Below are 24,236 nucleotides of genomic sequence, written 5' to 3'. Positions count from 1 at the left end.
GGCCGCCCCTACAAAGGCAACTCACATGAAAAAACAGAAAGACCTCATCCCCTCCTCCGGCGAATTCCTTCTCTACCAGACCGAAGATGGGCGCACTCGTATTCAGTGCCGCTTTGCCGACGAAACCATATGGCTGACCCAGGCGCAGATTGGAGAGCTGTTTCAGACGACACCCCAGAACGTGACGCTCCACCTTAAAGCCATCTTTGCCGAGGGTGAATTGGACGAAGGGGCAACCTGTAAGGATTACTTACAAGTTCGTCAGGAGGGGGGCCGGGATGTTTCCCGTAGCTTGCGGCATTACCGGCTTGAGGCCATCCTTGCCGTCGGTTACAGGGTCCGCAGTCATCGTGGCACCCAGTTCCGCCAGTGGGCAACGGCACTCTTGGGTGAATACCTGCTCAAAGGTTTCACCATGGATGACGAACGCCTGAAAAATCCGCCGGGAAAAGGGCAGAAGGATTATTTCGATGAACAGTTGGAGCGGATTCGTGACATCCGCTCTTCCGAGCGACGATTTTATCAGAAGGTACTCGATATTTATGCGACCAGCGTTGACTATTCGCCGAATATTGATCTGTCACAGCAATTCTTTGCCGCTGTGCAGAACAAGATGCATTGGGCCTGTCATGGTCAGACGGCGGCAGAGGTGATTTACCGGCGGCCAGATGCAGACAAGCCGCACATGGGGCTTGTTTCGACCCGCCCCGGCGGCATAGTGCGGAAAGAGGATGTTGCCATCGCCAAGAACTACCTTACGGGAGAGGAACTTCAGGCGCTGAACCGTATTGTGGCAGCGTATCTCGACTTCGCCGAACTCCAAGCGCTACGTCGCAAGCCGATGACCATGCATAACTGGATCGGCAAGCTGGATGATTTCCTGAAGCTCTCGGAGCATGACCTACTGGATCATGCCGGTACGATTACAGCTGAAGCTGCAAAAGAAAAGGCGGAACTGGAATATGAACGATATCGTATCATGATCGATGCATTGCCCCGCCCGGTTGACAGGGATTTTCTGGAGGCACTGAAGCAGATGGAAGCACGGCAAAAGCCGGGGGAGAATTAATGACACCTGACAATGTCGATCCAGTCATGATCTCGGCCCTGGAGCACTACGCCTACTGCCCGCGTCAGTGTGCCCTAATTCATGTGGAACAGGTGTGGAGCGAGAACATTTACACCATGCGCGGGCGTGACGTGCACGAGCGAGTGGACGAAGTCTCGGCCCATGAATTGGCGGGGGTGCGATATGAGCGGGCGCTCCCAATCTGGTGCAGAAGACTCAACTTGGTAGGCAAGGCGGATCTGGTTGAGTTTCATGACAATGTTCCTTATCCGGTGGAATATAAATCCGGACGACGGCGCCGGGGCGACCCTGAGACTCTTCAGCTGTGTGCCCAGGCGATCTGTCTGGAGGAGATGTTCGGTGTGCCGGTAGAAACAGGGGCGCTCTACTGGCACAGTTCTCGGGAGCGGAAGGAAGTCGGCATGACTGCTGCCATGCGGGAGCAGGTTGTGCGAGTGGTTGCCGCCGTTGGGGAGATGCTGGAAAAGGGCATTGTGCCGCCGCCGGTCAACGACAAACGCTGTGAGGGCTGTTCATTGAAGGAATCGTGTCTGCCGTCAGTAGTGGCGGAAAAAGATCGTGAACGTCTGGCTTACCGGGAATTATTCGAGGTGAAACCATGAAACAGCTTCTGAATACCTTATATGTCATGACTCAAGGTTCATACCTGAGCCTGGATCATGAAACCGTGCGGGTGGAGGTGAATGGCAAGCTGCAGATGCAGGTGCCCCTTCACCATCTTGGTTCTGTCGTTACCTTCGGCAATGTGATGATCAGTCCCTTTTTCCTCGGCAAATGTGCCGATGACGGCAGGCCGGTGGTGATTCTCAGCCGGAGCGGGCGGTACAAATGCCGCATGGTGGGCAAGACCAGCGGCAACGTCCTGCTGCGCCAGGCCCAGTACGAGGCGGTGCGGGATAAGGGAAAAGCGGCAGCGATTGCCCGGAATATGGTTGCAGGCAAGGTGAAGAATGCCCGCCAGGTGCTCATGCGCGGCGCCCGTGAGAGCGATAGCCCCGAAGAGGAAACGGCCTTGCGCAAGGCCTCGGAAATCCATGCGGATACGCTTTTCAGGCTCAAAAGCATTTGCGAAATAGATCAGGTGCGCGGCCTGGAAGGGGAGTCGGCAGCGGCATATTTTGCCGTGTTCGATCAGATGGTCAAGGATGGGGATCGGGCGGCCTTTGCCATGGATAACCGCAACCGGCGGCCCCCCCTTGATCCCATGAATGCCCTGCTTTCCTTTCTATATACCCTGGTACTGAACGATTGCATCAGCGCGGTGGAGAGCGTGGGGCTGGACAGTCAAATGGGGTTCCTGCATGCCTTGCGTCCCGGCAGGCCGTCCCTGGGATTGGATCTCATGGAAGAATTCCGAGCAGTCATTGCCGATAGGCTGGCACTGACCCTCATCAACCGCAAACAGATCACCGAGAAGGATTTCGAACCACGTCCCGGCGGGGCGGTATATCTCAATGAAGACGGTCGCAAGACAGTTGTGGTCGCCTATCAGAAGCGGAAACAGGAAGAGTTCTTTCATCCGATCCTTGGGGAAAAGGTTGCATTCGGCATCGTACCCCACGTGCAGGCCCGGTTGTTGGCCCGCCACTTGCGCGGCGATCTGGAGGAATATACGCCGGTTTTATATACCTGAGCTGTAGCGGGGGATATATGTGGATTGTCGTCTGTTATGATGTGAACACGGAAACGAGGCAGGGAAGGAAAAGGCTGCGCCGAGTGGCCCAGGTGTGCAAGAACTACGGTCAGCGGGTGCAGAAGTCGGTATTTGAATGTCAGGTGAATGAGATGAAGCTGGAAGACCTGCGCCGCAAGCTGCTCCGGGAGATCGAAGAGAAGGAGGATAACCTCAGGTTGTATCGGCTGACCGAGCCACGTGAAAAGAACGTGGAGACGTTTGGGATTTTTGAGCAGGTATTTTTTGATGATGATCCGCTGATCGTATGAAACGCGAACCTGTTGCACATGCGGAAAACCGGGGGGATTCGCGGAATTGTAACTGTCATGAATTACAGTGTTTTTGCCGCTGCAATTTTTGGCAGAAAGTTGTTTTTAGGCTGCAAACGCCTGTTTCGCGAAAACAGGCTGGTAACATGCTGGAAACTGACCCCTTTTAGAGGGGGCGGTAGCGCCCGTCTGTAAAGGCGGGCGAGGATTGAAACGTTGCAACGTACCGGGCATGCGTGGGCTTGGGGGTAGCGCCCGTCTGTAAAGGCGGGCGAGGATTGAAACAGGTCAGTATTAGGAGCGGTACGTCCGGCACCGCCGGTAGCGCCCGTCTGTAAAGGCGGGCGAGGATTGAAACTCAATGCCGGCAGTGCCAATGAGCTTCTGAGCCTGGTAGCGCCCGTCTGTAAAGGCGGGCGAGGATTGAAACAAGAGGTCGATATCTACAAGCGGCGGGAAAACTACGTAGCGCCCGTCTGTAAAGGCGTGCGAGGATTGAAACCCCTGGGTCAGGTGATTTCTGCCGGCCCACGGTACGGTAGGTAGCGCCCGTCTGTAAAGGCGGGCGAGGATTGAAACCGGCGAGTGGTTATCTACGGAGGTGATTTATCATGTAGCGCCCGTCTGTAAAGGCGGGCGAGGATTGAAACAATTTCGTCACCTCCCAGCAAATGGCGGACCATGTAGCGCCCGTCTGTAAAGGCGGGCGAGGATTGAAACCGGCAGGATATACCTTCAACGGTGCAATCACCGAAGTAGCGCCCGTCTGTAAAGGCGGGCGAGGATTGAAACATCACCTTGGCGACGGTGAAGGCCTTGGCGTGGGCGTAGCGCCCGTCTGTAAAGGCGGGCGAGGATTGAAACTGTAAGGAAGGCGGCCAGCGCGCAGACCTCCAGCGCGTAGCGCCCGTCTGTAAAGGCGGGCGAGGATTGAAACAAGCCATGCCCCTTTTGGATGATCCCTTTTTGTTCGTAGCGCCCGTCTGTAAAGGCGGGCGAGGATTGAAACCACTATTTGTTCGGATATCCCTTTGCTATCAAAGGTAGCGCCCGTCTGTAAAGGCGGGCGAGGATTGAAACACCGCATCCTACAGCGCCAGCCGGGCCGCCCTCATGTAGCGCCCGTCTGTAAAGGCGGGCGAGGATTGAAACCGGCAGGATATACCTTCAACGGTGCAATCACCGAAGTAGCGCCCGTCTGTAAAGGCGGGCGAGGATTGAAACCAAAACCTACCGCGACGGCAAATTCGGCGTCAGCGTAGCGCCCGTCTGTAAAGGCGGGCGAGGATTGAAACACATCACACCCGGCGACGGGCAGGAGGCACATCATGTAGCGCCCGTCTGTAAAGGCGGGCGAGGATTGAAACACCGTCGATGCTTTAAGTGCGGTTGATGTCCATTGTAGCGCCCGTCTGTAAAGGCGGGCGAGGATTGAAACAGATCCACCAGCACAGCATGGAGCATAGGGAACTGTAGCGCCCGTCTGTAAAGGCGGGCGAGGATTGAAACATCACCAACGCCAACTACGGCGGCGATAACAAGGGTAGCGCCCGTCTGTAAAGGCGGGCGAGGATTGAAACTACAAAGAACACGCCGACGAGGAACTCTTCTGCAGTAGCGCCCGTCTGTAAAGGCGGGCGAGGATTGAAACTGGTGTGCTGGGAGTTCGGATCATCGGCTGCCTTGTGTAGCGCCCGTCTGTAAAGGCGGGCGAGGATTGAAACTACATCGGATAGAGCCTTGGTAATAATACCCTTAGTAGCGCCCGTCTGTAAAGGCGGGCGAGGATTGAAACTATCTACTTGTCAGTGTCAGCAAAATCGGGGACGTAGCGCCCGTCTGTAAAGGCGGGCGAGGATTGAAACACTGTGCCTGCTGTCACGCCCCCGGCTGGCTCTCTCGTAGCGCCCGTCTGTAAAGGCGGGCGAGGATTGAAACTCAGGGGGTAACACCATGTCTTTGAAACTACCACGTAGCGCCCGTCTGTAAAGGCGGGCGAGGATTGAAACAATAGGTTCCATCTCTCCGCTCCTCCTTGTAATTGTAGCGCCCGTCTGCAAAGGCGGACGAGGATTGAACCTCCAGCGGGGCGCCACTGCCGACCATAAAATCGCCCAGACGTTAAAGCAGCCCCAGCACCCCTTTTAGGCTCTTCTCCACCGCTGCCATTTCTTCTGGGGTGAGGCTGGTCAAAGGGCCATCGCCGAAACGATCGAGATCGAGGGCTCTTGGCTGGTCGACGACGACCTGGCAAGGCTTGAGCAGCCGGTCTCGCGGCTCGATCATTATGCGCCAGAGTTTGAAGGATGGGTAAACTTGTGTGGTAAGTGGCAGAATAACCACCATCGGCGTGCCTCTTGCCGTAAGGGCGTTATCCTGGATGACCAGAACAGGCCGTATTTTGGCGATTTCACGACCGCGTCCGGGGGTGAGGTTGGCTGTCCATATCTCGCCGCGCCGCTTCATTTCCACCACCGCTCGCCTGTTTCCTCGGGGCGGGGTTCACCAGGCTTGCGACTTTCGGCGATATCGAGGGCCTCGTTGTCCAGTGGAAGGAATTCTTCCGTGATTTCGATGGATTCGTTGCGGATAGCCTCGTTTGCATAGCCCGCGCTGGCCTCGGCCACCAGTTCGGCCATGAAACGTTCTTTTTCACGGCGGGTAATATACTCGGATATGGCCTGGCGGGCTACTTCTGATCTGGGCAGGCCCTCCCGATTGGCTTCTTCATCCAGTCGATTATCAAGATCTTCGGGCAGGCGCAGGCTCAATGCAGGCATAAGTAACTCCTGTACTCTGTTTTGTAATACATTTTGTATCTCAATTTGTTCTGTCTGTCAATATTTGCGAGGTTGCGCGGGAATGGGATGAATACGTGGTCATGCCCAACCATTTCCACGGAATTATCGTCATGTCCGGTAGGGGCGAACCTTGTGTTCGCCCGCCTTTGGGTGTTGCCGAACCTTGTGTTCGCCCGCCTTTGGGTGTTGCCGAACCTTGTGTTCGCCCTGATCCGATTGCCATTGAAAAACCGGGCGATCACAAGGTTCGCCCCTACGGACCACGGGACTATTGAAAACCGGGCGATCACAAGGATCGCCCCTACAATCAATGCATATCACTCGACGATTTCTTATCTTCTCTAACCGCACAGTGCCGCACGGTGAGATGTTCCAGCAACAACAGGGTTAGCCCCACCGCCATGACGGAGATAAAGCTGCTGCGGTCCGTATCGGCGATGAGATAGAGGGGGTAAAAGAGGACCGGCAGGGCGATGTTGATCCAGTTGTAGTCTGGCCGGGTGTGGCCGGTGATCCTGCCCAGGATGAGGATCAGCGCCGAAACGGTGGAAGCTGCCAGGGCAAGGTGGACCAGCACCGGTGGCGGGGTATCTCCTAAAAGTGCCCGCACCGTGTCCGGCAGGGCGGCGAGGAGCTGCGCATCCCGTAATGCCAGTGCACCGAGGCTGATGCCGAGAAAGAGGACCATGCCCCACAGGCCCCGGCGGGAATGGGAGGTCAGAGCCTTTTCATTTTCCTGTTGCTTGATATATTTGTTCCCCTGCTTGGTGTCGGTTATCTGTCCTGTCATGGCAACCTCCTTTCTTCAACGGGTTCCGGCACTGATCCTGGATTCTTCCTTTTCCCTATGGTCTGGTGAGTTACTGCCTCATCCCCTTCCGTTTCCTCCCAGCCGCTCCACATGGGCTTGATGTATGCCATGGGGGTGTGCCCCAAGGTCGCCAGGTAGACATGGGTGAAGAGGAAGGCGCACAGGGAGCAGGCGAGCAGGAAATGAACGGTGACGAGGATCTTCAGGCCGCCGCTTAACAGCACCAGCTCGCGTAGCGGCGATACGTTCATGAGCAGAATGCCGGTCAGGGCCACCAGCGGCATGAGGACGAACATGATAGCCAGGTAGGCCGACTTCTGCATGGGGTTGAACTTGTTGTCCGGCGTGGCGTGATGGGGGCTGGGATCGCCACGGAAGTACCTGAAGAAATAGAAGAATGCCTGGCGCGCCAACCCGTATTTGAGCTCGTCGGAATTGGGCACATAGATCTTCGCCAGCTTCCCCGATAATTTGTAGTAGAAAAACCAGAGGGAGAAGGAGAGGGAGACGACGATGCCGGCGGTATTATGGAGCATGATGGCCGTCTTGTAGCTGCCGAAGATGGCCAGGAATTCGGGAAAGCGAATCTGAATGCCGGTGACGCAGAGAGTGATGATGCCCAGGGCATTGAGCCAGTGCCATATGCGTACCGGGGTCGGCTGCAGGTAGATCATCCTCTTTTCACTCATGGCGATGACTCCTTTCTTTTCTGTTTTTTCGTGTCAGAAATCGCAGGAAGCCGTGCCCCACCGGCATTACCAGCCCTCCGGCGATGATTGCCAGGCCGATCCTGTCCAGGGCCCCGTTGCGGGTGGCTCCAGTCATATAGAAATCCGGTGTGCTTCCCAGCGCCTCTAGGACGGCTCCCTTTTCCACGTCAATGCGGGTGAAGGTGCCGTTTTTCTCCGGCAGGGCCAGGGTGCTCCTCTGCATGGCCCGGGGACCTGATGCATGGCAGAAGGTGCAGTCCCAGCGATTCTCCAGGGTCTGGAAGTCATGGGTCACCTTCTCGGGAACCATCACCCCCTGGAGCCTGAACATCCTCTGATCCTGCTTTTCGTTGAACAGCCGCAGTTCCGCCAGGGAAATATATGTATCGCCGTTGGTGTCGACCAGGGAGCGAATATCCTTTCCTCCTGCCAGCTTGTCCAGCTCTGCGAATGTGGCCAGCCTGAACTCGCCGTAGCGGTTGTTCCCATCCCTTTTTATGACATGGAGAGTGATCAGGTAGTTCTCGGAAGCGGTGTGGCAGGTGACGCAAGGGAGCATGCCCAGGTGCAGGTCGGCCTGGGGCAGCCACGTTGCATGCCTGGCTTCCATGCTTTCCCGATTGTGGCAGCCGGCGCACATCCTGTTCATTTCCTGGCCGGATATTTCCTTGGGGGCGCTGACCCGATGGGGGTTGTGGCAGTCTCGGCAGGAGGCCTTGGCGGCGTGCTTGCTGCTGGCATATTCCCCAGCCGTGTCATCGTGGCATTGGCTGCATTCGGATCTTTTCGAGGCGATGCCGTCGGCCGGATGTTTTGGTGAAACCGTGTCGTGGCAGGCGACACAGCCAATCCTGGCGTGACTGGTGTGGCTGTATTGCTCGCGATCGATGGCATAGCGTGCGCCGATGGTTTTGCTATTTTCATGGCAGACCAGGCAGTTGCTGCTTTTGCCGTCCGTGCCGCCATAGGAAAAACTCTCGGCGTCGGCACTGGTGGCCACGGCACAGAAAGCAAGGCCGGCAAGTGTAAGCAAGATATTCAAGGGTGCAATTTCTATATCTTTCACGGTTTACCTCCTCACAAAATAGTTAGTTTCTCCGGAAAGGGTGCTTTTCTGCTCTGGCGGCGTCAATCTGCGGGCTTACTTGTGCGACGTACCGATGTACGTCTCCGCTCAAGCCCTTGATTTCCTAGCCAGAACAAAAAATCCCCTCTTTCCGAATCGGAAACCACTAGTTTCTCTTCCGGAGTTTCCGGATGGAAACTAGTTAGTTTCCATACCCCCCTCGATCCCCACTGTTCCATAGGAGGGAAGCGAACGCAGGTGAGCAGGGGGGTCATCGATCCTCTCCATTGTCACCGGTGACGGCCTCTTTTGCAGCCAGTTGCGCTCTCCTCTGGTTGATGCGGGTGCGGAAGATTGGCAGCAGCTGGCCGACAACAATCAGGGCGCAGAAAGCAAGAAAGATGATGACAGCCAGGCCGCTGCCATCCTCCCTTGGCTCACCTGCCGCGAAAGTGGAGGTGGCCGTACCTGCAACTACCCCAATGATTTCAGCTTTTAGTCTCATGGTCTGTTCCTCCCTGGAAGTTTAATCAATCCGGCTCCTTGCAAAGGTTTTCTTCAGGGCGCATCTGACTGCCTGGTGCAGCTCTTCCCGGTCGGCTGGACCGGCTGGTTTAAAGGCGTGATAAAAAATGCCCTCTTGCCTGATTTTCCTGGCCATCGACAGGGGCATTTCGTCGGATACGACAATTATGGCCAGCTGCCGGTTGCATTTTTTCAGGAGAGGAACCAGGTCGGCAGAAGCGAGTTTGCCATCGAAATCATCTCCAAGAAGAATTACGGGGATGTGCTTTTCAAGGATGCTGCAGAAGGCATGGATAGCGGAATCGGTTGTTTCCACCTGGTAACCCGCCTGTCGGAAATACTCAGCGATCTGGTTACGGAATTCACTGTCCCTGTCGGCTATGAGGATTTCCCGCTCGTTCATGGTCTTCTCCTTCAGAGTTCTTTTTCCTTGCGCAGCGCGTTGTAGACACCCTTGGCCATGGCGCCGAAGAGCATCAGCCCCGGCACCAGCTGCAGGGCAATGATGGCGCCGATGAAGAAGATGAAGAGATTGCCCAGCATCCCGCTATCGGCGGGCATATTTGCCACCCCCGCCACGAGCAGGGTGCCGGTTGCAATCAGCCCGACTATCAGGGCGCTGGCGATTTTCCAGGTCTTGCTGTTTTCGGCTGGATTTTTCATGACGCTCTCCTTTCACGATTTACGTTGGTCTCAACCAGGGTAGAGCAACGGTAATGCCATAATTAATTCAAATTAATTTTTTACAAATTAGTTAATGATTTCGGTTGGTTATGGCAATGGTGGATAGCTGGATTAATCAGGACAATTCCTACGGATGGATTTGATCGAACGAGGCTTATGATGAAAGTATCGCCTTATCAGCTGGTTAGATCATTCCTGCATTTCGGGAAATTCCCGTTGCACAGGAATGATCCCTGGCAGGTAGTTTCCATCTGGAAACTCCGGATGAGAAACTGGTGGTTTCCGATTCGGAAAGAGGGGGTTTTTTGTTCTGACAAGGAAATCAAGGGCTTGCGCGGAGACGTACATCGGTACGTCGCACAAGAAAGCCCGCAGATTGACGCCGCCAGGGCAGAAAAGAACCCTTTCCGGATGGAAACCAGGTAACTTTCAGCAGTTTTTCGGCAGCTCCAGTTTTTTCAGCAATGCATAGAGGCGGGATTGGGAGAGGCCGGAGATGCGGCAAGCTTCGGCAATGTTCTCCTGTGAAAGGGATAGCAGGTCCAGGAAGTATTGCCTTTCCGCCTGGACCTGGATTGACTCGCGGAAATCATGGTATTTGGGAAAGGGAGCCATGGACCGGGGAGGGGATTCTGCATGGGGCTGGCCATTGCCGACGGTGGCTTTGGTAACATGAATGCGAATGTGGGTGGGCAGATGCTTGGGGAAAAGGATGGCCTCGGTGCCTGCAGCGGCAACAGTACGTTCCATGGCATTGAACAGCTCTCGCACGTTTCCCGGCCACGGATACGAGACGAGCATCCTCAGGAAATCGGGCGCAAAGCCCTTGGCGCCAAGGGAGTACCGGTCACAAAGCCTGTCTACACATCCTCTGGCAAGGATTTTAAGGTCTTCCCGACGCTCTCGCAAGGGGGGAAGTTCGATGGCAAAGGTACGGAGGCGATAGAGCAGGTCCTGACGGAAGCTTCCCCTGTCCACCATCTCGTCCAGGTTTCGGTTGGTGGCGGCAATCAGCCGGAAATCGCTGGTAACTTCCCGCTGGCTGCCCACCGGACGGAATCTGTGTTCCTGCAAAACACGCAGAAAGGCTTTCTGCATGGTAAGGGGAAGCTCGCCCACTTCATCGAGAAAGAGGGTACCGCCGTCTGCTTGGGCAACAAGCCCAGGGCGCGCCTGCTCCGCTCCGGTAAAGGCACCTCTTTCATGGCCGAAAAGCAGGCTCTCCACCAGGGTGTCGGGCAGGGCTGCGCAGTCCACAACGACAAACGGCTTTTCCGCCCGTCTGCTGTTGGCGTGGGTGGCTCGGGCAAAGAGTTCCTTGCCCGAGCCGGTTTCGCCGGTAATGAGGATACCGGCGTCACTGCCTGCAGCCTGAGCTACCTGCTCCAGACAAGCGTTGATGCGCGGGCTTGAGCCGATAATGCCATCCCGCTTGAGCATCACCACGTTTCTTGCTGCGTTGCTGTTCTGCTTCTGCTTGCGGTATTCCAGTGCCCGTACCAGGGAAAGGGTAATTTCTTTTACGGAAGAACCTTTTTCGATGTAGTCCCAGGCGCCGTTGTTGATGGCCAGTTCTGCACCGGTCGGATTGCCGTAGCCGGTCATGATGATGATTTCCGGCGCCGAAGAGGCAGCCTGGATGAGGGGAAGAACCATCAACCCATTTCCATCGGGCATCCGCACATCAAGGAAAACCACGTCAAAATCATGGTCTGAAACCTGCTTTTGCCCTGCCGCCAGGGTATGGGTGCAGGTTACCTCGTGCCCCCACCGTTTCGCCACGTGGGACAGTGACTGGCACATCAGGTCGTCGTCGTCGATGATGAGGATGTTCGCCATAATGTTGAAAACCCTTTTTCGCCACGAATGACACGAATGGTCACGAATTTAACATCGTTCTTCTGTTCCCCCTCCCACTGCAGGAGAATCAGGTTGCGGATGGAAAATGAAGAGAAAAGGTTTTATTCGTGTTGATTCGTGTCATTCGTGGCTAAATTTCTTTATTTTATCCTTGATCCAGCACCCGGCGGATCAGCTTCGCCATTTCCGCCCGCTCGAAAGGCTTCAGGGCCAGCTCGCGGATTCCGGTTGCCGCCTGGCCTTCCCGGGTTGCGAACTCTTTGGATGCATGGCCGAAGCCGGTGCAGAGGATCACCGGCACGTCCTCCCTGATCTGCAGAATTGCCCTGGTAAGTTCTGTACCGGTCATCTGGGGCATGGTCTGATCGGTGATCACCAGGTCAAAACAATGGGGTTGCAGCCTGAAAGTCTGCAGCGCTTCATTGCCGTCACGGCACGCTTCCACCTGGTATCCCAGCCGCTCCAGCATCTTTTTGCCGGCAAAGAGCAGGTCCTCTTCGTCATCCACAAAAAGGATTCTTTCCTGCCCATGGAGCGGCGGAGGCTGCCAGGTTTCGGCGAGTGACGTCTCCGGGGTGTCGGTGCGGGGTAGAAAAATGTGAAAGGACGCTCCCTTGCCTGGTTCGCTCGTAACCATGATCGATCCGCCATGGTTTTTGACGATGCCGTGGACTACCGACAGCCCCAGCCCGGTTCCTTCCCCCCTGGTCTTGGTGGTGAAGAACGGGTCGAAGATCCGCTCCATGGTAGCCTGGTCCATGCCGTGCCCGGTGTCCTGGACGCTCAATCTCAGGTAACGTCCCGAAGGAAGGTCGGGGAAGCCGGAGACGGCGGCGGTATCCAGATCCACATTTGCCAGCCTGATGTCCAGAAAGCCGCCGCTGTCATGCATGGCATGGCCTGAATTGGTGCACAGGTTCATGATGATCTGGTGGATCTGGGTGGGATCGGCCATGACCATGCCGGGCTGACTGCAGATGTCGTGGCGGATGGTAATGGAGGTGGGGAAGGAGGCGCGCAGAAGTTTGAGGCATTCATGGATAATGCGCTCCACATGGACCGGTTGCCGTTCCTGTTCAACCTGGCAGCTGAAGGTGAGGATCTGCTTGACCAGGTTTCTGCCCCGGTAGCTTGATTTGAGCACCACGTCCAGAAGTTCCCTCACCGGGTCGTCTTCCGCCACATCATCCCGTGCCAATTCCGTACAGGTGATGATGGACGCCAGGCTGTTGTTGAAATCATGGGCAATGCCGCCGGCCAGGGTACCGATGGCTTCCATGCGCTGGGCCTGGCTCAGTTGGCGCTCCAGCAGGATCTCGTGGGTCACATCCCTGATCAGGGCCGCATAGGTATTGGCAATACCCGCTTCATCGGAGATGGACCAGAGGGTGGCATCGAAATAGTACGGCAGCGGCTCTCCCCCCCTCTGGATGGCGTTGGTGATGCGCATGTCCCCGCGGGAAACGGCATCCCAGATGGCGGTGTAAAAGCCGTGCATTTGGGGCTCGCAGTCGATCTCCCGGATGTTCCTGCCGGTCATGGTCTCCGGTGCATGGCCGATGATTGCCTCCACTGCCGGGTTGGCATAGCGGATCAGGCCGCTGTCGTCCATGAGAATGATACCCTCCTGGGCCTGCTGGATTACCGATGCGAAAAGGGTGCGTTCCTTTTCCGCCTTTTTCCGTTCTGCATCCCTGCGCAGTGCCCGAATACCGAAGGAAAGATCAGCGGCCAGTTCTTCCAGGAGCTTCACCTCGGTGTTGTCAAAGGCCCCCTCTTCACCGGCAAGGATGACCAGAGCCGCAAAAGGGCCTTCATCTCCCGATAGGGGAAGGGAAATGGATGCCGCAAAGCCATGCTCCATGGCACGGTCACGCCACAGTCTCCAGGTGGGATCGGATGGTATATGCTGGACGACGATTGTGCTGCAGTTGCGGATGGCCGTGCCGGTCGGTCCCCGTCCCCATTCGTTATCAAACCAGGATAGCTTCAGGTTCTTCAGGTAGCCATTCCGGTCTCCCCATTGGGCAACCGGCCTTACGGTCCTTTCCTCATCATGTTCGGCAATGCCCACCCAGGCCAGGCGGTAGCCACCGATCTCCACAAAGGTGCGACAGATCTGCTCCATCAGCTGTACCTCGTCGGCAGCATGGATGAGCGCCTTGTTGCACTCGCTCAGGGATTTAAAGGCCCGGCCCACCCGGTGCAGGGATTCTTCCCGCTGCAGTATTTCTTCAAGGCTGTGATGGATGAGGAAGTAAAGCATCAGGGCGGTGACCAGGATGAAGAAGGTGTGGTTGGCGATTTCGAACCTGATGAAGGTAAAATATTGCCCCAGATCGCCCGTGTGCAGATTAATGGCCGTAATTGCCCATAGGACACCGGTAAGGGTGTAGATGAGCACAATTGACATGGGGGTCAGTTTTACGCGTCCAGGCCAGCGGAGCATTGGGCACCCGGCAGTGGCAGATTATAATTATAATGATTTAATTATACCGCAGATTCTGTTGGATGCCAGAGACCCCCATCTATCCCCCATATTCCATAGGGGGGAAGCGAACCCGGTGAGCAGGGGGGTGGGTACTACAACTCACCCACCGCCCGCTTCACCCTCGCCGCCGCCACCTGGTAATCGAAAATCGAGCTGAAGTAGTCGTTCCGCGTCTGGGTGAGCAGGGTCTGGGCATCGATGACGTCGGTGGCCGTCCCCACCTTTTCCACATAGCGGTCATTGTTGATGCGCAGGTTTTCCTCGCTCTGGCGGATGGCGGTCTCCGAGACCAAAATGCGCTCTTCGGCAACCTTAAGGTCATTCAGAGCGGTCTCCAGCTCAAGGCGGACACTTGCTTCCAGGTTACGCAGCCGCTCCTCTTCCCGCGACCTGATCTTCACCGCCTGCCGTTTGCGGGAGGTAGTGGCCAGACCATCGAAGAGGTTGATCTTGAAGCCGACCGTTGCCGATAGAATCGTCTGTTCCTGGACCCGGTTATTTTCCAGATAGTCCATGGCCAGCTTGGCGTACAGCTCCGGATAATAGTTGCTCCTGTATTCCCTGATGGCGGCTTCATCGGCCAAAATGGTTTTCTTCAGGGCGGCAATTTCCGGTCGCTTGCGCAGGGCAATCTCCATCATCATATGCAGATCGGCCGTTTCCGTGCGCTGTTCCGGTTCTTCCAGTTCAGAACGAAAGCCTGTTTCCTGCCCGGTGAGAAAATTCAGATAGAGCCAGCTGTTTTCCAGGCTGTTGGCGGCAGAGAGCCGCTTTTGTTTGCTGTTGGCCAGTTTCACCTGGGCCTGGAGCAGGTCGTTGCGCGTCACCACTCCCTGTTCGTACATGTCCTGGGCCACTTTCCGGTGATGGGTCATCTGCTTTACCTCATCATCCGCAGTGACCAGGTATTTCTGCCCGGCGAGAATGCCGTAGTAGGCCCTGACCACTTGGAGAAAGACATCCTGCTCCTCTCCCCGGTAGGCCTGTTGAGCCGCCTCGCTGGCCATGATCGCCTGTTCCCTGCGAGCCCGCGTGCGGCCGAAATCATAGAGGGTCTGGTAAATGGACAGGTTGGCGAAGGCATAATCAGCCTGCTGGGTCGGTATGGGTTCCGCGGTGAATTTCACCGCCTGGGGAGCCTGCTGTGCCGTGTACCCCGCCTGCAGGTCCACCCGTGGCAGGTAACCGCTCGTGGCTATTCCGACAGCTTCGGTGGCCACCTGCTCATCATGGGATGATGCCTTGAGCTGGCTATTGGCAACAGCCGCCCGCGTCAAACAGTCTTTCAAGGTCAGTGCAAAGGCCGATGTGGCGCTCAGGTACAGCTGGGCCACTGTCAGTATGGCGACTACGGTCGGTTTCATCATGGTTTCTCCAGATCAGCGGCGGAGTTTCTGCAGCAATTGTCTCAGGGTTTCCACTTCCTGGTCGGTAAGGGGAGCGGTAAAACGGGCCAGCGCCTTCATTGCCAGGGGCGAAAGCTCCTCTTTCATGGCTTTTCCCTGTTCGGTCAGGCAGATCTGATAAGCACGGCGGTCTTTGGGATGGGGCAGTCTCTGGACCAGTCCCTCTTTTTCCAGCCGATCTATCAGCCCGCCCATGGTGGTGCGGTCAATCTGGCTTCGTGTCGACAGCTCCGCCTGGGAAAGCCCGTCTTCCTGCCAGAGAAAGCCGAGCAGACCGAACTGCTGCGTGGTCAAATCATATCCCTCGAACATTTCCTTAAATATGGCACAGGCTCTCTGGTATGCCTTTGCCAATAGAAAACCGACATTTTTTTCCATGTCTATCATTGCGTAATCCTTCATAAATAAGGCACATTCAACCACATGGTCAGTATGCTGTCAATCTGTCAGCCCAAGTTTTTTAAGGTGAAGGAGGTCGGGACAAAAAGCAGCAGGTAATCTCCTTTGACTTTGAATTGCAGGCGGATTATATTTCCACGCTAAATTGAGGGCCACATGATCGAGGAAATTAAAAACGAACTTGCCGCACTTGCCGATGAAGCCGACGGCCTCTTCTTGCAGCGCTTCTTCAAGACCGGCCCCGGCCAGTATGGGGAAGGGGACATGTTTCGCGGTATTCGAGTGCCGCCCTTGCGCAAGCTTGCGGCGGCTTACCTGGCTATGCCCATGGGGCAGGCAGCGCTGCTTTTATCCAGCAGCTATCACGAGGACCGGCTTCTGGCGCTCCTGATCCTGGTGGGCAAGTTCAAGCTGGGGGGAGAGGCGGAGCGGGATGCCATCTATCGGCTCTATCTTCAGAACACCCGCTTCATCAATAACTGGGATCTGGTAGATGCCTCGGCGGAGCATATCGTCGGCGGTTATCTTCTGGAGAGGGATTGCGGGCCGCTCCATGGGCTGGCCCGGTCCGGCATAATCTGGGAAAGAAGGATCGCCATCATGGCGACGTTCCATTTTATCCGCCGGGGCAGGTTTGATAAGACCCTGGAAATTGCGGAGATGTTGCTGCAGGACAGGGAAGACCTGATCCACAAGGCGGTGGGCTGGATGCTCAGGGAAGTGGGCAAGCGCGACCTGCAGGCGGAAGAGGCGTTTCTTGCCGCCCATTACCGGCAGATGCCCAGAACCATGCTCCGCTATGCCATTGAGCGCTTTGCCGAGGAACGGCGGCAGGGCTACCTGAAGGGGATGCTGTAGGGACCCCCCTCAGTCCCCTCTATTTCATAGGGGGGAAGCGAACGTAGTGAGCAGTGGGGTGTTGTTTATTTCATAGGGGGGAAGCGAGCGGAGCGAGCAGTGGGTGTTATTGGGCCGGCTGCAGTTCCGACTGAACCGCTGCTGTCTTCTCCGCGGGGGTCGCAGCTTTTTCCACCGGTTTCCGGTCCAGCCCATAAAACCGCTGATACAGTTCCATGCCCGCCAGTACCTTTTTCACGTATTCCCTGGTTTCGCCGAAGGGAATATTCTCGATGAATTGATCTCTGGGCATATCCCCCAGCCTTTTTTCCCATTTGCCCACGTTGCCTGAGCCGGCGTTGTAGGCGGCAATCACCTTGACCAGGTCGCCGTTGTGGTAGTCGAGCAGGTCTTTCAGATGTTTCGAGCCGAAACGGATGTTAACGGCCGGCACGGTGAGGCTGTTTCTGTCCAGTTTGCCCCTGGCGACGGCTGAGGCGGTTGCTGGCATCAGCTGCATCAACCCCACTGCTCCCACCGGCGAGAGGGCCGTGGGGGAATAGGTGCTCTCGGCGCGGATTATGGCGTACACAAGGCTTTCGGGCAGGTTGCTGTCGCCGGCATTCTTGGTGACATAGTCCCTGAAGGCAAGGGGGTAGTTGAGTCCCCATGCCAGGGCGGATTCCTTGTCCAGTCGGCTCAGAGGCTCCTTTTTAAACAGATGGACCACCGCGTTGTAGTTGCCCATTTCCAGGTAGAGACGGGCGATTCCCTGCTGCATTTTCGGCTTTTTCTGGCCGGAGAGTTCCTTTTGGGCCTCATCATAAAAGCCGAGGGTTATCAGTGCCTTTACCCGCTCGAAACCGGCCGGTACCGGCAAAGCTTCGGTCAGGTCAACTGGCGGCAGAGTTGTTTCGGTACTGGCGATTCCGGCTTCTTTGGCATGGGTAAGGGCATAATAACCCAGGGGGAATTCGGTCATCAGTTGGGAAAATGAGGCCTTGGCTCCTTCCTGGTCGCCGGCTGCCGCCAGGGATTTCCCTCGCCAGTAAAGGGCCCGGTCGCGGGCATTTTCATAACCGGCCAGTTTGCCGAACCAGTCGCTTGCAGCCTTGTAGTCTTTTGCCTGGTACCGTTCCCAGGCGATCTCCCAGAGCAGGCTCTTTTTCAGGCCGGACTCCGGATAAAGGAAGAGTGATCTTTGCAGCAGCTGTTGGGCTTCATCGGTCTTTTTCTGCGATTTCCTGATCTGGGCCGCTTCCAGCAGGGCATCGTCGGCAAGAGCAGCTTTGGGCCAGGTATCGGCCAGCAGCAGGTATGCACTGACAGCTTCATCTTCCTTGCCGTTTTTTGCCAGTGTTCTTGCCAGCCAGAAGCGGATTTCCCCATTCAGCACTTTTCCTGAGTTCACTTTCCCCAGTGCTGTGAACAGCTGTTCCGCATCCTTGTAGTGTCTGGATTTGAAAAGCGCCTGCGCCTTTTTGAACTGGAATCTGACGTTGATTTCGGGATTTGAGGACTTCTGTAGTACCGAGTCAAAGGTCTTTATGGCCTGAGCATATTTACCCAGATCAAAGAGTATGGTTCCCTGGCGAAAAATCTCATTGGTGGAAAGAGGCTCGATTTTAATTCCCGTCTGTGCCAGCCGCTCCAGGTCGAGGGATGCCTTGGGAGTCAGCGAGGAGGCGGGATAATTGATGGGGATGGAGCGCAGAATGGAGGCTGCAGCGGCGGGGTCGCCAAGCTGCTCCCGGCAGAGTGCCGACCTGTAAAGTGCTGTCAGGGAATCTGCCCCCTGGGGATATCTTTCGATGAAGTCGGTGTAGGTCTTCAAGGCGTCAATGAAATTGCCGCTGGCATAGAGTTCGTTCCCCTTGAGATAAATGGCGGCCCGGTTGATCGGGCTTTCCGGATAGACCTTCAGCATCTTTCCCAGAGAAGCAAGTGCCTCAGGATGTTTGTCCTGTCTGGAAAAAGCCGTTGCCTGATTATAGAGAGCGTAATCTCCAAGGAGGGGGAAATTATGGGCGGCATAGCCAAGATAGGAGATGGCCTCCTGCCACTGTTCCAGTTTTATGGCAGCCATGCCGAGAATGAAGTCGCGGATGCCGCTTTGGGGCGCTTTCAGTGCCGATTCCCGGGCGGGGCCATAATCCTTGTCGCGGAAATGTTTCGATGCCTCCTGCAACGCCTCGTCGGGCAGTGGAAAAAGGGTCGTGCCCGAAGCGGAGATGGAAAAAAGGATGATCAGGGCAAGGGCGGTGAGACTGCGGAACAACATCGAAAACTCCTTTTATGACAAATTCATTTGAAGTGGTAAATTAGTAGTCATTACAATGAATTAGGGTCACACAGCTGCTTATACTAACTGCATCGTCCGTAAAAATGCAAAGCTTTTTGCCTTAAACGTGTAAAATGTTTGACAAGCCTGAAGAAATTTTAGCATATTGAGTACAGTTTTTTTTAATGAGCATGAGAGGGTCATATGAAGATAAAAAAAGAAGCCGTTGTAAAACTGCTGAAGAATAATGCCGGAGTTCCCATGGAATTCAGGGAAATGATGCAGGCTTTCGGCATCAGCAAGGCTGAGCGCCCAAAGTTCAAAGCGATCATCGACGGTTTCGTCGACGAAGGGGCGCTTCTGCGCTTGAGGGGGCGACTTTTCATTCTGCCGGCCTCCGGCACCGGCCTGACCGGCAAGTTGAGCGTCCACCGTGACGGCTACGGTTTCGTCATGCCGGAAGAAGGGGAGGATGTATTCATTCCCGCCCGTTATCTCAGGGAAAACATGCACGGCGACCGGGTCGAGGTGCAGATCGTGGCCAAAAAGCGGGACGGTAAGCAGGAAGGGCGAATCGTCAAAACGCTGGAGCGTGGTTTTTCGAAACTCGTCGGCCGCTTTGAAAAGGGAGCTAAGGTCTCCCGCGTCATACCCGATGAGGTCCGTATCGGCAAGGACATCATAATTCCGGCGAAAGCCGCAGGCAAGGCGACAAATGGCCAGGTGGTCGTCGCCGAGATAACCTCCTACGCCGGTGCCGGCCGTTCCATGGAAGGACGGATCATCGAGGTTCTCGGCTGGCCCGATGAGCCGGAAGTGGAAGTGCAGACCATCATCAGAAAGCACGAACTTCCCGACGTTTTTCCGCCATCGGTCCTGAAGGCTGCCCGGGCGGTTCCTGAGACTATCCAGGATTCAGAACTCGAGGGGCGGACCGACCTGCGTGGCCAGCTGACGGTAACCATCGACGGGGAGACGGCCAAGGATTTCGACGATGCGGTTTCCGTGAAAAAAGAGGGAAAGGGCGCCATTCGCCTCTGGGTCTCCATCGCCGACGTTTCCCATTATGTGAAGCCCGGCTCTCCCCTGGACAAGGAGGCATACCTGCGGGGCACTTCGGTCTATTTCCCCGACCGCTGCATTCCCATGCTTCCGGAAGAGCTTTCCAACGGCATTTGTTCCTTGAATCCCCAGGTGGACCGCCTGACGATGACGGCGGAGATGCTCTTCGATGGAAGCGGCACCATACTGGAAGCGGCCTTTTACCCCAGCGTCATCAGGAGTGTGGCCAGGCTCACCTATACCAAGGTGAAAAAGATCGTTGTCGACAACGACCCAGAGCTGGTCAAGGAATATGCGGAACTGGTGCCCGAGCTTAAAACCATGGAGGAACTGGCCCTGCGCCTGATGGCCAAGCGCCGGAAAAGGGGGAGCATCGATTTCGACCTGCCCGAACCGGAGATCCTGCTGGATCTGACCGGCGGCATCACGGCCATTGTCCGGGCCGAGCGCAACCTGGCCCACAAGATCATCGAAGAATTCATGCTTGCCGCCAACGAGGCGGTTGCCTCCCATATTGAAGAGCGGGAGCTTCCCTTCCTTTACCGGATCCATGAGACACCCGAGTTTGCCAAGCTGCAGGATTTCAAGGAGTTCATCTTCAATTTCGGCTATGAGCTGCGTCTGCAGGAAGAAAAGGTAAGCCCTGGAGAGTTCCAGCGGATACTTGACCAGGCCCAAGGGAAACCGGAAGAGCGAATGATAAACGAGGTGCTGTTGCGCTGCATGAAGCAGGCACGCTACTCTGCGGAAAATGTCGGCCATTTCGGCCTGGCTGCCGCTTCCTATACCCATTTTACCTCTCCCATACGCCGCTATCCGGACCTGGTGGTGCACCGGATACTGAAAAAACAGCTGGCCAAAAAGATCGGTGAAAAAGACAGGGAAAACCTGGCCTCAACCCTGCCGGAGACCGGCCTGCACACCAGCAAGCGGGAGCGAGTGGCCATGGAGGCGGAACGGGAAATAGTCGAGCTGAAGAAGATGCAGTACATGCAGGATAAGGTGGGGGAAGAGTTAGACGGCATCATTACCGGGGTTGCTTCCTTCGGCTTTTTTGTGGAACTGGTGGAAATCTTCGTGGAGGGGATGGTGCATATTTCGACCCTGAAGCAGGACTTCTACGAATATGTGGAGAAACAGCATGCCCTGATCGGCGAACGGAGCCGTACCATCTACCGGATCGGCGATCCTGTGCGCATCAGGGTGGCCGCCGTCAGCCTGGAAAAGAAACAGGTGGAATTCGTCCTTGCCCGTCACGATGAAAGGGTTGCACCTGTGGCTGAAGTGTATGGCGGGGATGAATTTCCCAAAGTTCCGGTGCGGGGCAAATGGCCAAAAATCGAAAGGAAAGAGGACCGCCGCTCCGGTGAAAAGGATCGAAGGGATAGTGGTTCCAAGAAGGGCAGAAGGCGCAAGTGAATTTTGCTGCAACCTGATGAATGAATGAGTGAGGTATTGGTGAGGAATTCGGCAAACGCCCTGTTACGGGTCTGGTTTTTTTTATTCAAGATAATGGCTGCTGTTTTCATCGTGGAAACCCTGGTTATGTTGTTGATGCAGTATCCCCTGTCTTCATTGCCGGACAATAAGAAGACCTTTCTCGACGGAGCTTTTCTCCTGCTGTTTCTCTCTCCCATACTTTATTTCCTGGTTGTCAGGCCACTGGTGCAGAAAAATGCCGAACACGCGGAATTCCAGGCCGATCTGGAAGAAGCATTTTTTGAGCTGAACGAACGTAAAACCTTCATCGAGTCGGTGTTGAAGAATATCCAGAGCGGTATTATCGTCACCGACCCGGAACTGAGAATCAATCTTGCCAATGAATACGCCCTTGACTTCTTTGCCAGAAAGGGGAGTGAACTGGTCGGGGAAAAACTTGACACGGTATGCCCGATGATCTACGACCTTATCCGTACCGGCACCTATGCTGCCGAAGTCAGTGAATCAGGGCGGCAACAGAGGACAGTCGGATACAAACGCTTCGACCTGAAGCAGGCCGATGGTTTGCCTGCCGGCCACATCATCACCTTCATCGACATTTCGGAAGTGGAAAAAGTCCGCAAGGAAATGCGCCAGAAGGATCGTCTCGCCACCATGGGAGAAGTGGTGGCGAGGGTTGCCCATGAAATGCGCAATCCACTTTTCGGCATTACCGCCTCATCCCAGATACTGGCCATGGAACTGCCCCTGACGGCGGAGCAGAAGGAGCTGATGAATTCCATCCTCGTGGAAGGCCGACGCATGAATCGACTGGTGGATGAACTCCTTGACTGCTCCAAGGAGATGAAACTGAAGAAGGTCCCTTTCGATATGGTCAAGGCGGTGCGGGACTCCATCAGTTTCAACGAACCTTTGATCATGGAGAAGAGGCTTTTTTTGCACAAGTCCTTTGCTGAAGGGGAGGTTACCGTTACAGCCGATCAGGAAAGGATCAGGCAGGTGCTGGTAAACCTGCTGAAAAATGCTGTCGATGCCGTATCTGAGGGGGGAAGCATAACTATCGAAATGGAGGGGAAGGATGGCAAGGTTCTGATCCGCATCCTGGATTCAGGGCCCGGCATCCCTGAAAAGAACCTTGAGAAAATCTTCGATATTTTCTATACCACGAAAAAAAGCGGGACCGGCCTGGGGCTCGCGGTCAGCAGAAAGATTATCGAGGCCCATGATGGTACCCTTGTGGCGGGAAACGGGCCTGGCGGGGCGGTCTTCACCATTACTCTCCCCCGGGGGCTTTCGGCATGAGAGCACTTGTCATAGATGATGAAAAAAGCATCAGGCTTGCCCTTGGCCACTTTCTCGCAAAAAGGGGTTATGCTGTGACCCAGGCGGCGACCGGAGAAGAGGGCTTGGCTTTGGCACGCGGCAACATGCCGGATGTGGTTTTTCTTGACTATCGGCTTCCTGATATGGACGGGGAGGCATTGCTTCACCCCCTTACGGCGCCGGAGGTGGGAGCCCGAGTGATCATGATGACCGCCTATGTGGACCTGGACAAGGCCGTTCAGGCCATGAAGAATGGAGCAGCCTACTTTTTTCCCAAGCCTCTCGACCTGGAGCAGGTTGCGGAGATATTGACGAGCATCGAGGAAACCTTGAAGCTGAAACAGGAGGTGGAATTCAGCAGAAAATCCAGTGGCGATCCTTCTGACGAAGAAGTAGTGATCGGTGAATCACCACAGATCATTAGAATTCAGAGGCTGGCAGCACTCATGGCAGCTAATAAAAGCGCCCCGGTACTGATCCTTGGGGAGTCCGGCACCGGCAAGGAGTGTGTTGCCAAGTCTATCCATCGCCAGAGCCAGGTGCCGGGACCGCTGGTGGAGATCAACTGCGCTTCCCTTTCGGAGCAGCTGCTTGAATCGGAGCTGTTCGGTCATGAAAAAGGAGCTTTTACCGATGCCAGGGAGAGTAAGCCGGGGCTTCTGGAAGTGGCCGATTCCGGCACGGTCTTTTTTGACGAGCTGGCGGAAATGCCCCTTGCCATCCAGGCCAAGCTGCTCAAGGTGCTGGACACGAGAAACTTTCGCAGGGTAGGCGGCATCGTCGACAAGCGGACCGAAGCCCGGTTCATGGCTGCCACCAACAGAAACCTGGCGGCAATGGTCAAAGAGGGCTCCTTTCGCGAAGATCTGTTCTACCGCATCAATGTCCTGCCTATAACCGTGCCTCCTTTACGTGAAAGGGGCACCGACGTGGTCATCCTTGCCGATTATTTTGTCCGCACCATGGGCAAAAAGATGGGCAAGGGCAAAGCAGGCATCTCCATCGAGGCCATGAGGTGCCTGGCTGAATATCAATGGCCGGGCAATGTGCGGGAACTGAAAAATGTCATCGAAAGGGGGCTGATCCTGACGACAGGCAGTGAAATCACCCCCGATTGCCTGCCCTTCGAACTGCGCAGGAGCCCGGCCTTTCCGGCGGCTGTAGCAGGGGCTGAACAGCTGCGGCCATTGTGCCAGGTGGAGGATGAATATATTTCCCGGGTTCTCCAGGCCACGGGGCATAATCATTCCCGTACTGCCGCAGCCTTGGGTATCAGCCGCTCCACACTTCTGGCCAAGCTGAAGAAGAGGAAGGTGTAGCGAAATCGTACAGTGTCCTGTTTTGAGACAGCAAGGCCACGTACCATCCTCTTTCCGAATCGGAAACCACTAGTTTCTCATCCGGAGTTTCCGGATGGAAACTAGTTACCACACGTTTGCCCCTTCTTTGCCATCCTTTCTGCTGTAGTGAAATTGTACACCTCCCATTGGTCCATTACCGCCCCAG

General features: G+C 55.7%; 21 protein-coding genes and 1 CRISPR repeat array. Of the genes, 8 read left to right on the top strand and 13 right to left on the bottom strand.

The features are described 5' to 3' along the window. Nucleotides 1–25: 25 nt before the first annotated feature. Genes GEOB_RS16965 through cas2 form a run of 4 tightly spaced genes read left to right on the top strand, consistent with a single transcriptional unit; the run spans nucleotide 26 to nucleotide 3,034 of the window. Entirely contained in the window at nucleotides 26–1,069 is a 1,044-nt protein-coding gene (locus GEOB_RS16965) for a virulence RhuM family protein (protein WP_012648483.1), read from the top strand. Next, on the top strand, nucleotides 1,069–1,692 hold the full coding sequence (cas4, locus tag GEOB_RS16960; protein WP_012648482.1) for a CRISPR-associated protein Cas4: 624 nt from the start codon (nucleotides 1,069–1,071) through the stop codon (nucleotides 1,690–1,692). Before GEOB_RS16965 ends, cas4 begins: the two co-directional genes overlap by 1 nt. After that, nucleotides 1,689–2,723: a type I-C CRISPR-associated endonuclease Cas1c gene (gene cas1c, locus GEOB_RS16955; RefSeq protein WP_012648481.1), complete on the top strand. Its 1,035-nt coding sequence runs from the start codon at nucleotides 1,689–1,691 to the stop codon at nucleotides 2,721–2,723. The genes cas4 and cas1c overlap by 4 nt, the downstream gene beginning before the upstream one ends. 17 nt (nucleotides 2,724–2,740) lie before the next feature. Further along, nucleotides 2,741–3,034, top strand: coding sequence for a CRISPR-associated endonuclease Cas2 (cas2, locus tag GEOB_RS16950; RefSeq protein WP_012648480.1), 294 nt, complete (start codon nucleotides 2,741–2,743; stop codon nucleotides 3,032–3,034). Between the two features lie 178 nt (nucleotides 3,035–3,212). Continuing rightward, nucleotides 3,213–5,114: a CRISPR direct-repeat array (repeat unit 37 nt; unit sequence GTAGCGCCCGTCTGTAAAGGCGGGCGAGGATTGAAAC). Nucleotides 5,115–5,155: 41 nt separating this feature from the next. Here the strand turns inward: cas2 and GEOB_RS16945 are convergent. The 12 genes from GEOB_RS16945 to GEOB_RS16880 form a co-directional block, all read right to left on the bottom strand. After that, entirely contained in the window at nucleotides 5,156–5,500 is a 345-nt protein-coding gene (locus GEOB_RS16945; protein ID WP_012648479.1) for a type II toxin-antitoxin system PemK/MazF family toxin, read from the bottom strand. Next, nucleotides 5,497–5,814, bottom strand: coding sequence for a ribbon-helix-helix protein, CopG family (locus GEOB_RS16940; protein WP_012648478.1), 318 nt, complete (start codon nucleotides 5,812–5,814; stop codon nucleotides 5,497–5,499). The genes GEOB_RS16945 and GEOB_RS16940 overlap by 4 nt, the downstream gene beginning before the upstream one ends. Before the next feature lie 328 nt (nucleotides 5,815–6,142). Beyond that, nucleotides 6,143–6,625 (bottom strand): hypothetical protein, encoded by a 483-nt coding sequence (locus GEOB_RS16930; RefSeq protein WP_012648476.1) that lies wholly within the window; start codon nucleotides 6,623–6,625, stop codon nucleotides 6,143–6,145. Continuing rightward, nucleotides 6,622–7,335: a cytochrome b/b6 domain-containing protein gene (locus GEOB_RS16925; RefSeq protein ID WP_012648475.1), complete on the bottom strand. Its 714-nt coding sequence runs from the start codon at nucleotides 7,333–7,335 to the stop codon at nucleotides 6,622–6,624. Before GEOB_RS16925 ends, GEOB_RS16930 begins: the two co-directional genes overlap by 4 nt. Then, nucleotides 7,328–8,422 (bottom strand): cytochrome c3 family protein, encoded by a 1,095-nt coding sequence (locus GEOB_RS16920; RefSeq protein ID WP_012648474.1) that lies wholly within the window; start codon nucleotides 8,420–8,422, stop codon nucleotides 7,328–7,330. The genes GEOB_RS16925 and GEOB_RS16920 overlap by 8 nt, the downstream gene beginning before the upstream one ends. 271 nt (nucleotides 8,423–8,693) lie before the next feature. Then, nucleotides 8,694–8,927, bottom strand: a complete 234-nt coding sequence (locus GEOB_RS16915; RefSeq protein WP_012648472.1) for a hypothetical protein — start codon at nucleotides 8,925–8,927, stop codon at nucleotides 8,694–8,696. Between the two features lie 21 nt (nucleotides 8,928–8,948). Continuing rightward, complete coding sequence (locus GEOB_RS16910; protein WP_012648471.1) at nucleotides 8,949–9,350, bottom strand: response regulator; 402 nt, start codon at nucleotides 9,348–9,350, stop codon at nucleotides 8,949–8,951. Between the two features lie 11 nt (nucleotides 9,351–9,361). Next, on the bottom strand, nucleotides 9,362–9,610 hold the full coding sequence (locus GEOB_RS16905) for a hypothetical protein (RefSeq protein ID WP_012648470.1): 249 nt from the start codon (nucleotides 9,608–9,610) through the stop codon (nucleotides 9,362–9,364). 450 nt (nucleotides 9,611–10,060) lie between these two features. Then, nucleotides 10,061–11,470 carry a sigma-54-dependent transcriptional regulator gene (locus GEOB_RS16895; protein ID WP_012648468.1) on the bottom strand — a complete coding sequence of 470 codons (1,410 nt, stop codon included), beginning with the start codon at nucleotides 11,468–11,470 and terminating at the stop codon, nucleotides 10,061–10,063. Nucleotides 11,471–11,636: 166 nt separating this feature from the next. Continuing rightward, the gene (locus GEOB_RS16890; protein WP_012648467.1) at nucleotides 11,637–13,940 is read right to left on the bottom strand and encodes a hybrid sensor histidine kinase/response regulator; all 2,304 of its coding nucleotides are present in this window, start codon (nucleotides 13,938–13,940) and stop codon (nucleotides 11,637–11,639) included. 134 nt (nucleotides 13,941–14,074) lie between these two features. Continuing rightward, a complete protein-coding gene (locus tag GEOB_RS16885) occupies nucleotides 14,075–15,349 on the bottom strand; it encodes a TolC family protein (RefSeq protein WP_012648466.1) in 1,275 nt (424 codons plus the stop codon). Between the two features lie 12 nt (nucleotides 15,350–15,361). After that, nucleotides 15,362–15,775 (bottom strand): MarR family winged helix-turn-helix transcriptional regulator, encoded by a 414-nt coding sequence (locus GEOB_RS16880; RefSeq protein ID WP_012648465.1) that lies wholly within the window; start codon nucleotides 15,773–15,775, stop codon nucleotides 15,362–15,364. Nucleotides 15,776–15,943: 168 nt separating this feature from the next. Here GEOB_RS16880 and GEOB_RS16875 point away from each other — a divergent pair, with 168 nt between their 5' ends. Further along, nucleotides 15,944–16,645 carry a DNA alkylation repair protein gene (locus GEOB_RS16875; RefSeq protein ID WP_012648464.1) on the top strand — a complete coding sequence of 234 codons (702 nt, stop codon included), beginning with the start codon at nucleotides 15,944–15,946 and terminating at the stop codon, nucleotides 16,643–16,645. A 106-nt stretch (nucleotides 16,646–16,751) separates the two neighbouring features. Here the strand turns inward: GEOB_RS16875 and GEOB_RS16870 are convergent, their stop codons facing one another. Next, a complete protein-coding gene (locus GEOB_RS16870) occupies nucleotides 16,752–18,905 on the bottom strand; it encodes a tetratricopeptide repeat protein (RefSeq protein ID WP_012648463.1) in 2,154 nt (717 codons plus the stop codon). 204 nt (nucleotides 18,906–19,109) lie between these two features. On the opposite strand from GEOB_RS16870, the gene rnr reads away from it, so the two are divergent. Genes rnr through GEOB_RS16855 form a run of 3 tightly spaced genes read left to right on the top strand, consistent with a single transcriptional unit; the run spans nucleotide 19,110 to nucleotide 24,049 of the window. Beyond that, nucleotides 19,110–21,386, top strand: coding sequence for a ribonuclease R (gene rnr / locus GEOB_RS16865; RefSeq protein WP_012648462.1), 2,277 nt, complete (start codon nucleotides 19,110–19,112; stop codon nucleotides 21,384–21,386). 24 nt (nucleotides 21,387–21,410) lie between these two features. Further along, complete coding sequence (locus GEOB_RS16860; protein ID WP_041267185.1) at nucleotides 21,411–22,709, top strand: sensor histidine kinase; 1,299 nt, start codon at nucleotides 21,411–21,413, stop codon at nucleotides 22,707–22,709. Further along, nucleotides 22,706–24,049 (top strand): sigma-54-dependent transcriptional regulator, encoded by a 1,344-nt coding sequence (locus GEOB_RS16855; RefSeq protein ID WP_012648460.1) that lies wholly within the window; start codon nucleotides 22,706–22,708, stop codon nucleotides 24,047–24,049. The genes GEOB_RS16860 and GEOB_RS16855 overlap by 4 nt, the downstream gene beginning before the upstream one ends. Nucleotides 24,050–24,236: the final 187 nt, after the last annotated feature.

Origin of the sequence: Geotalea daltonii FRC-32 (assembly GCF_000022265.1) — a bacterium.
GTDB classification, from domain to species: domain Bacteria; phylum Desulfobacterota; class Desulfuromonadia; order Geobacterales; family Geobacteraceae; genus Geotalea; species Geotalea daltonii.
The sequence above is the reverse complement of the archived record's forward strand: the minus strand, read 5'-3'. Positions and strand labels throughout refer to the sequence as shown.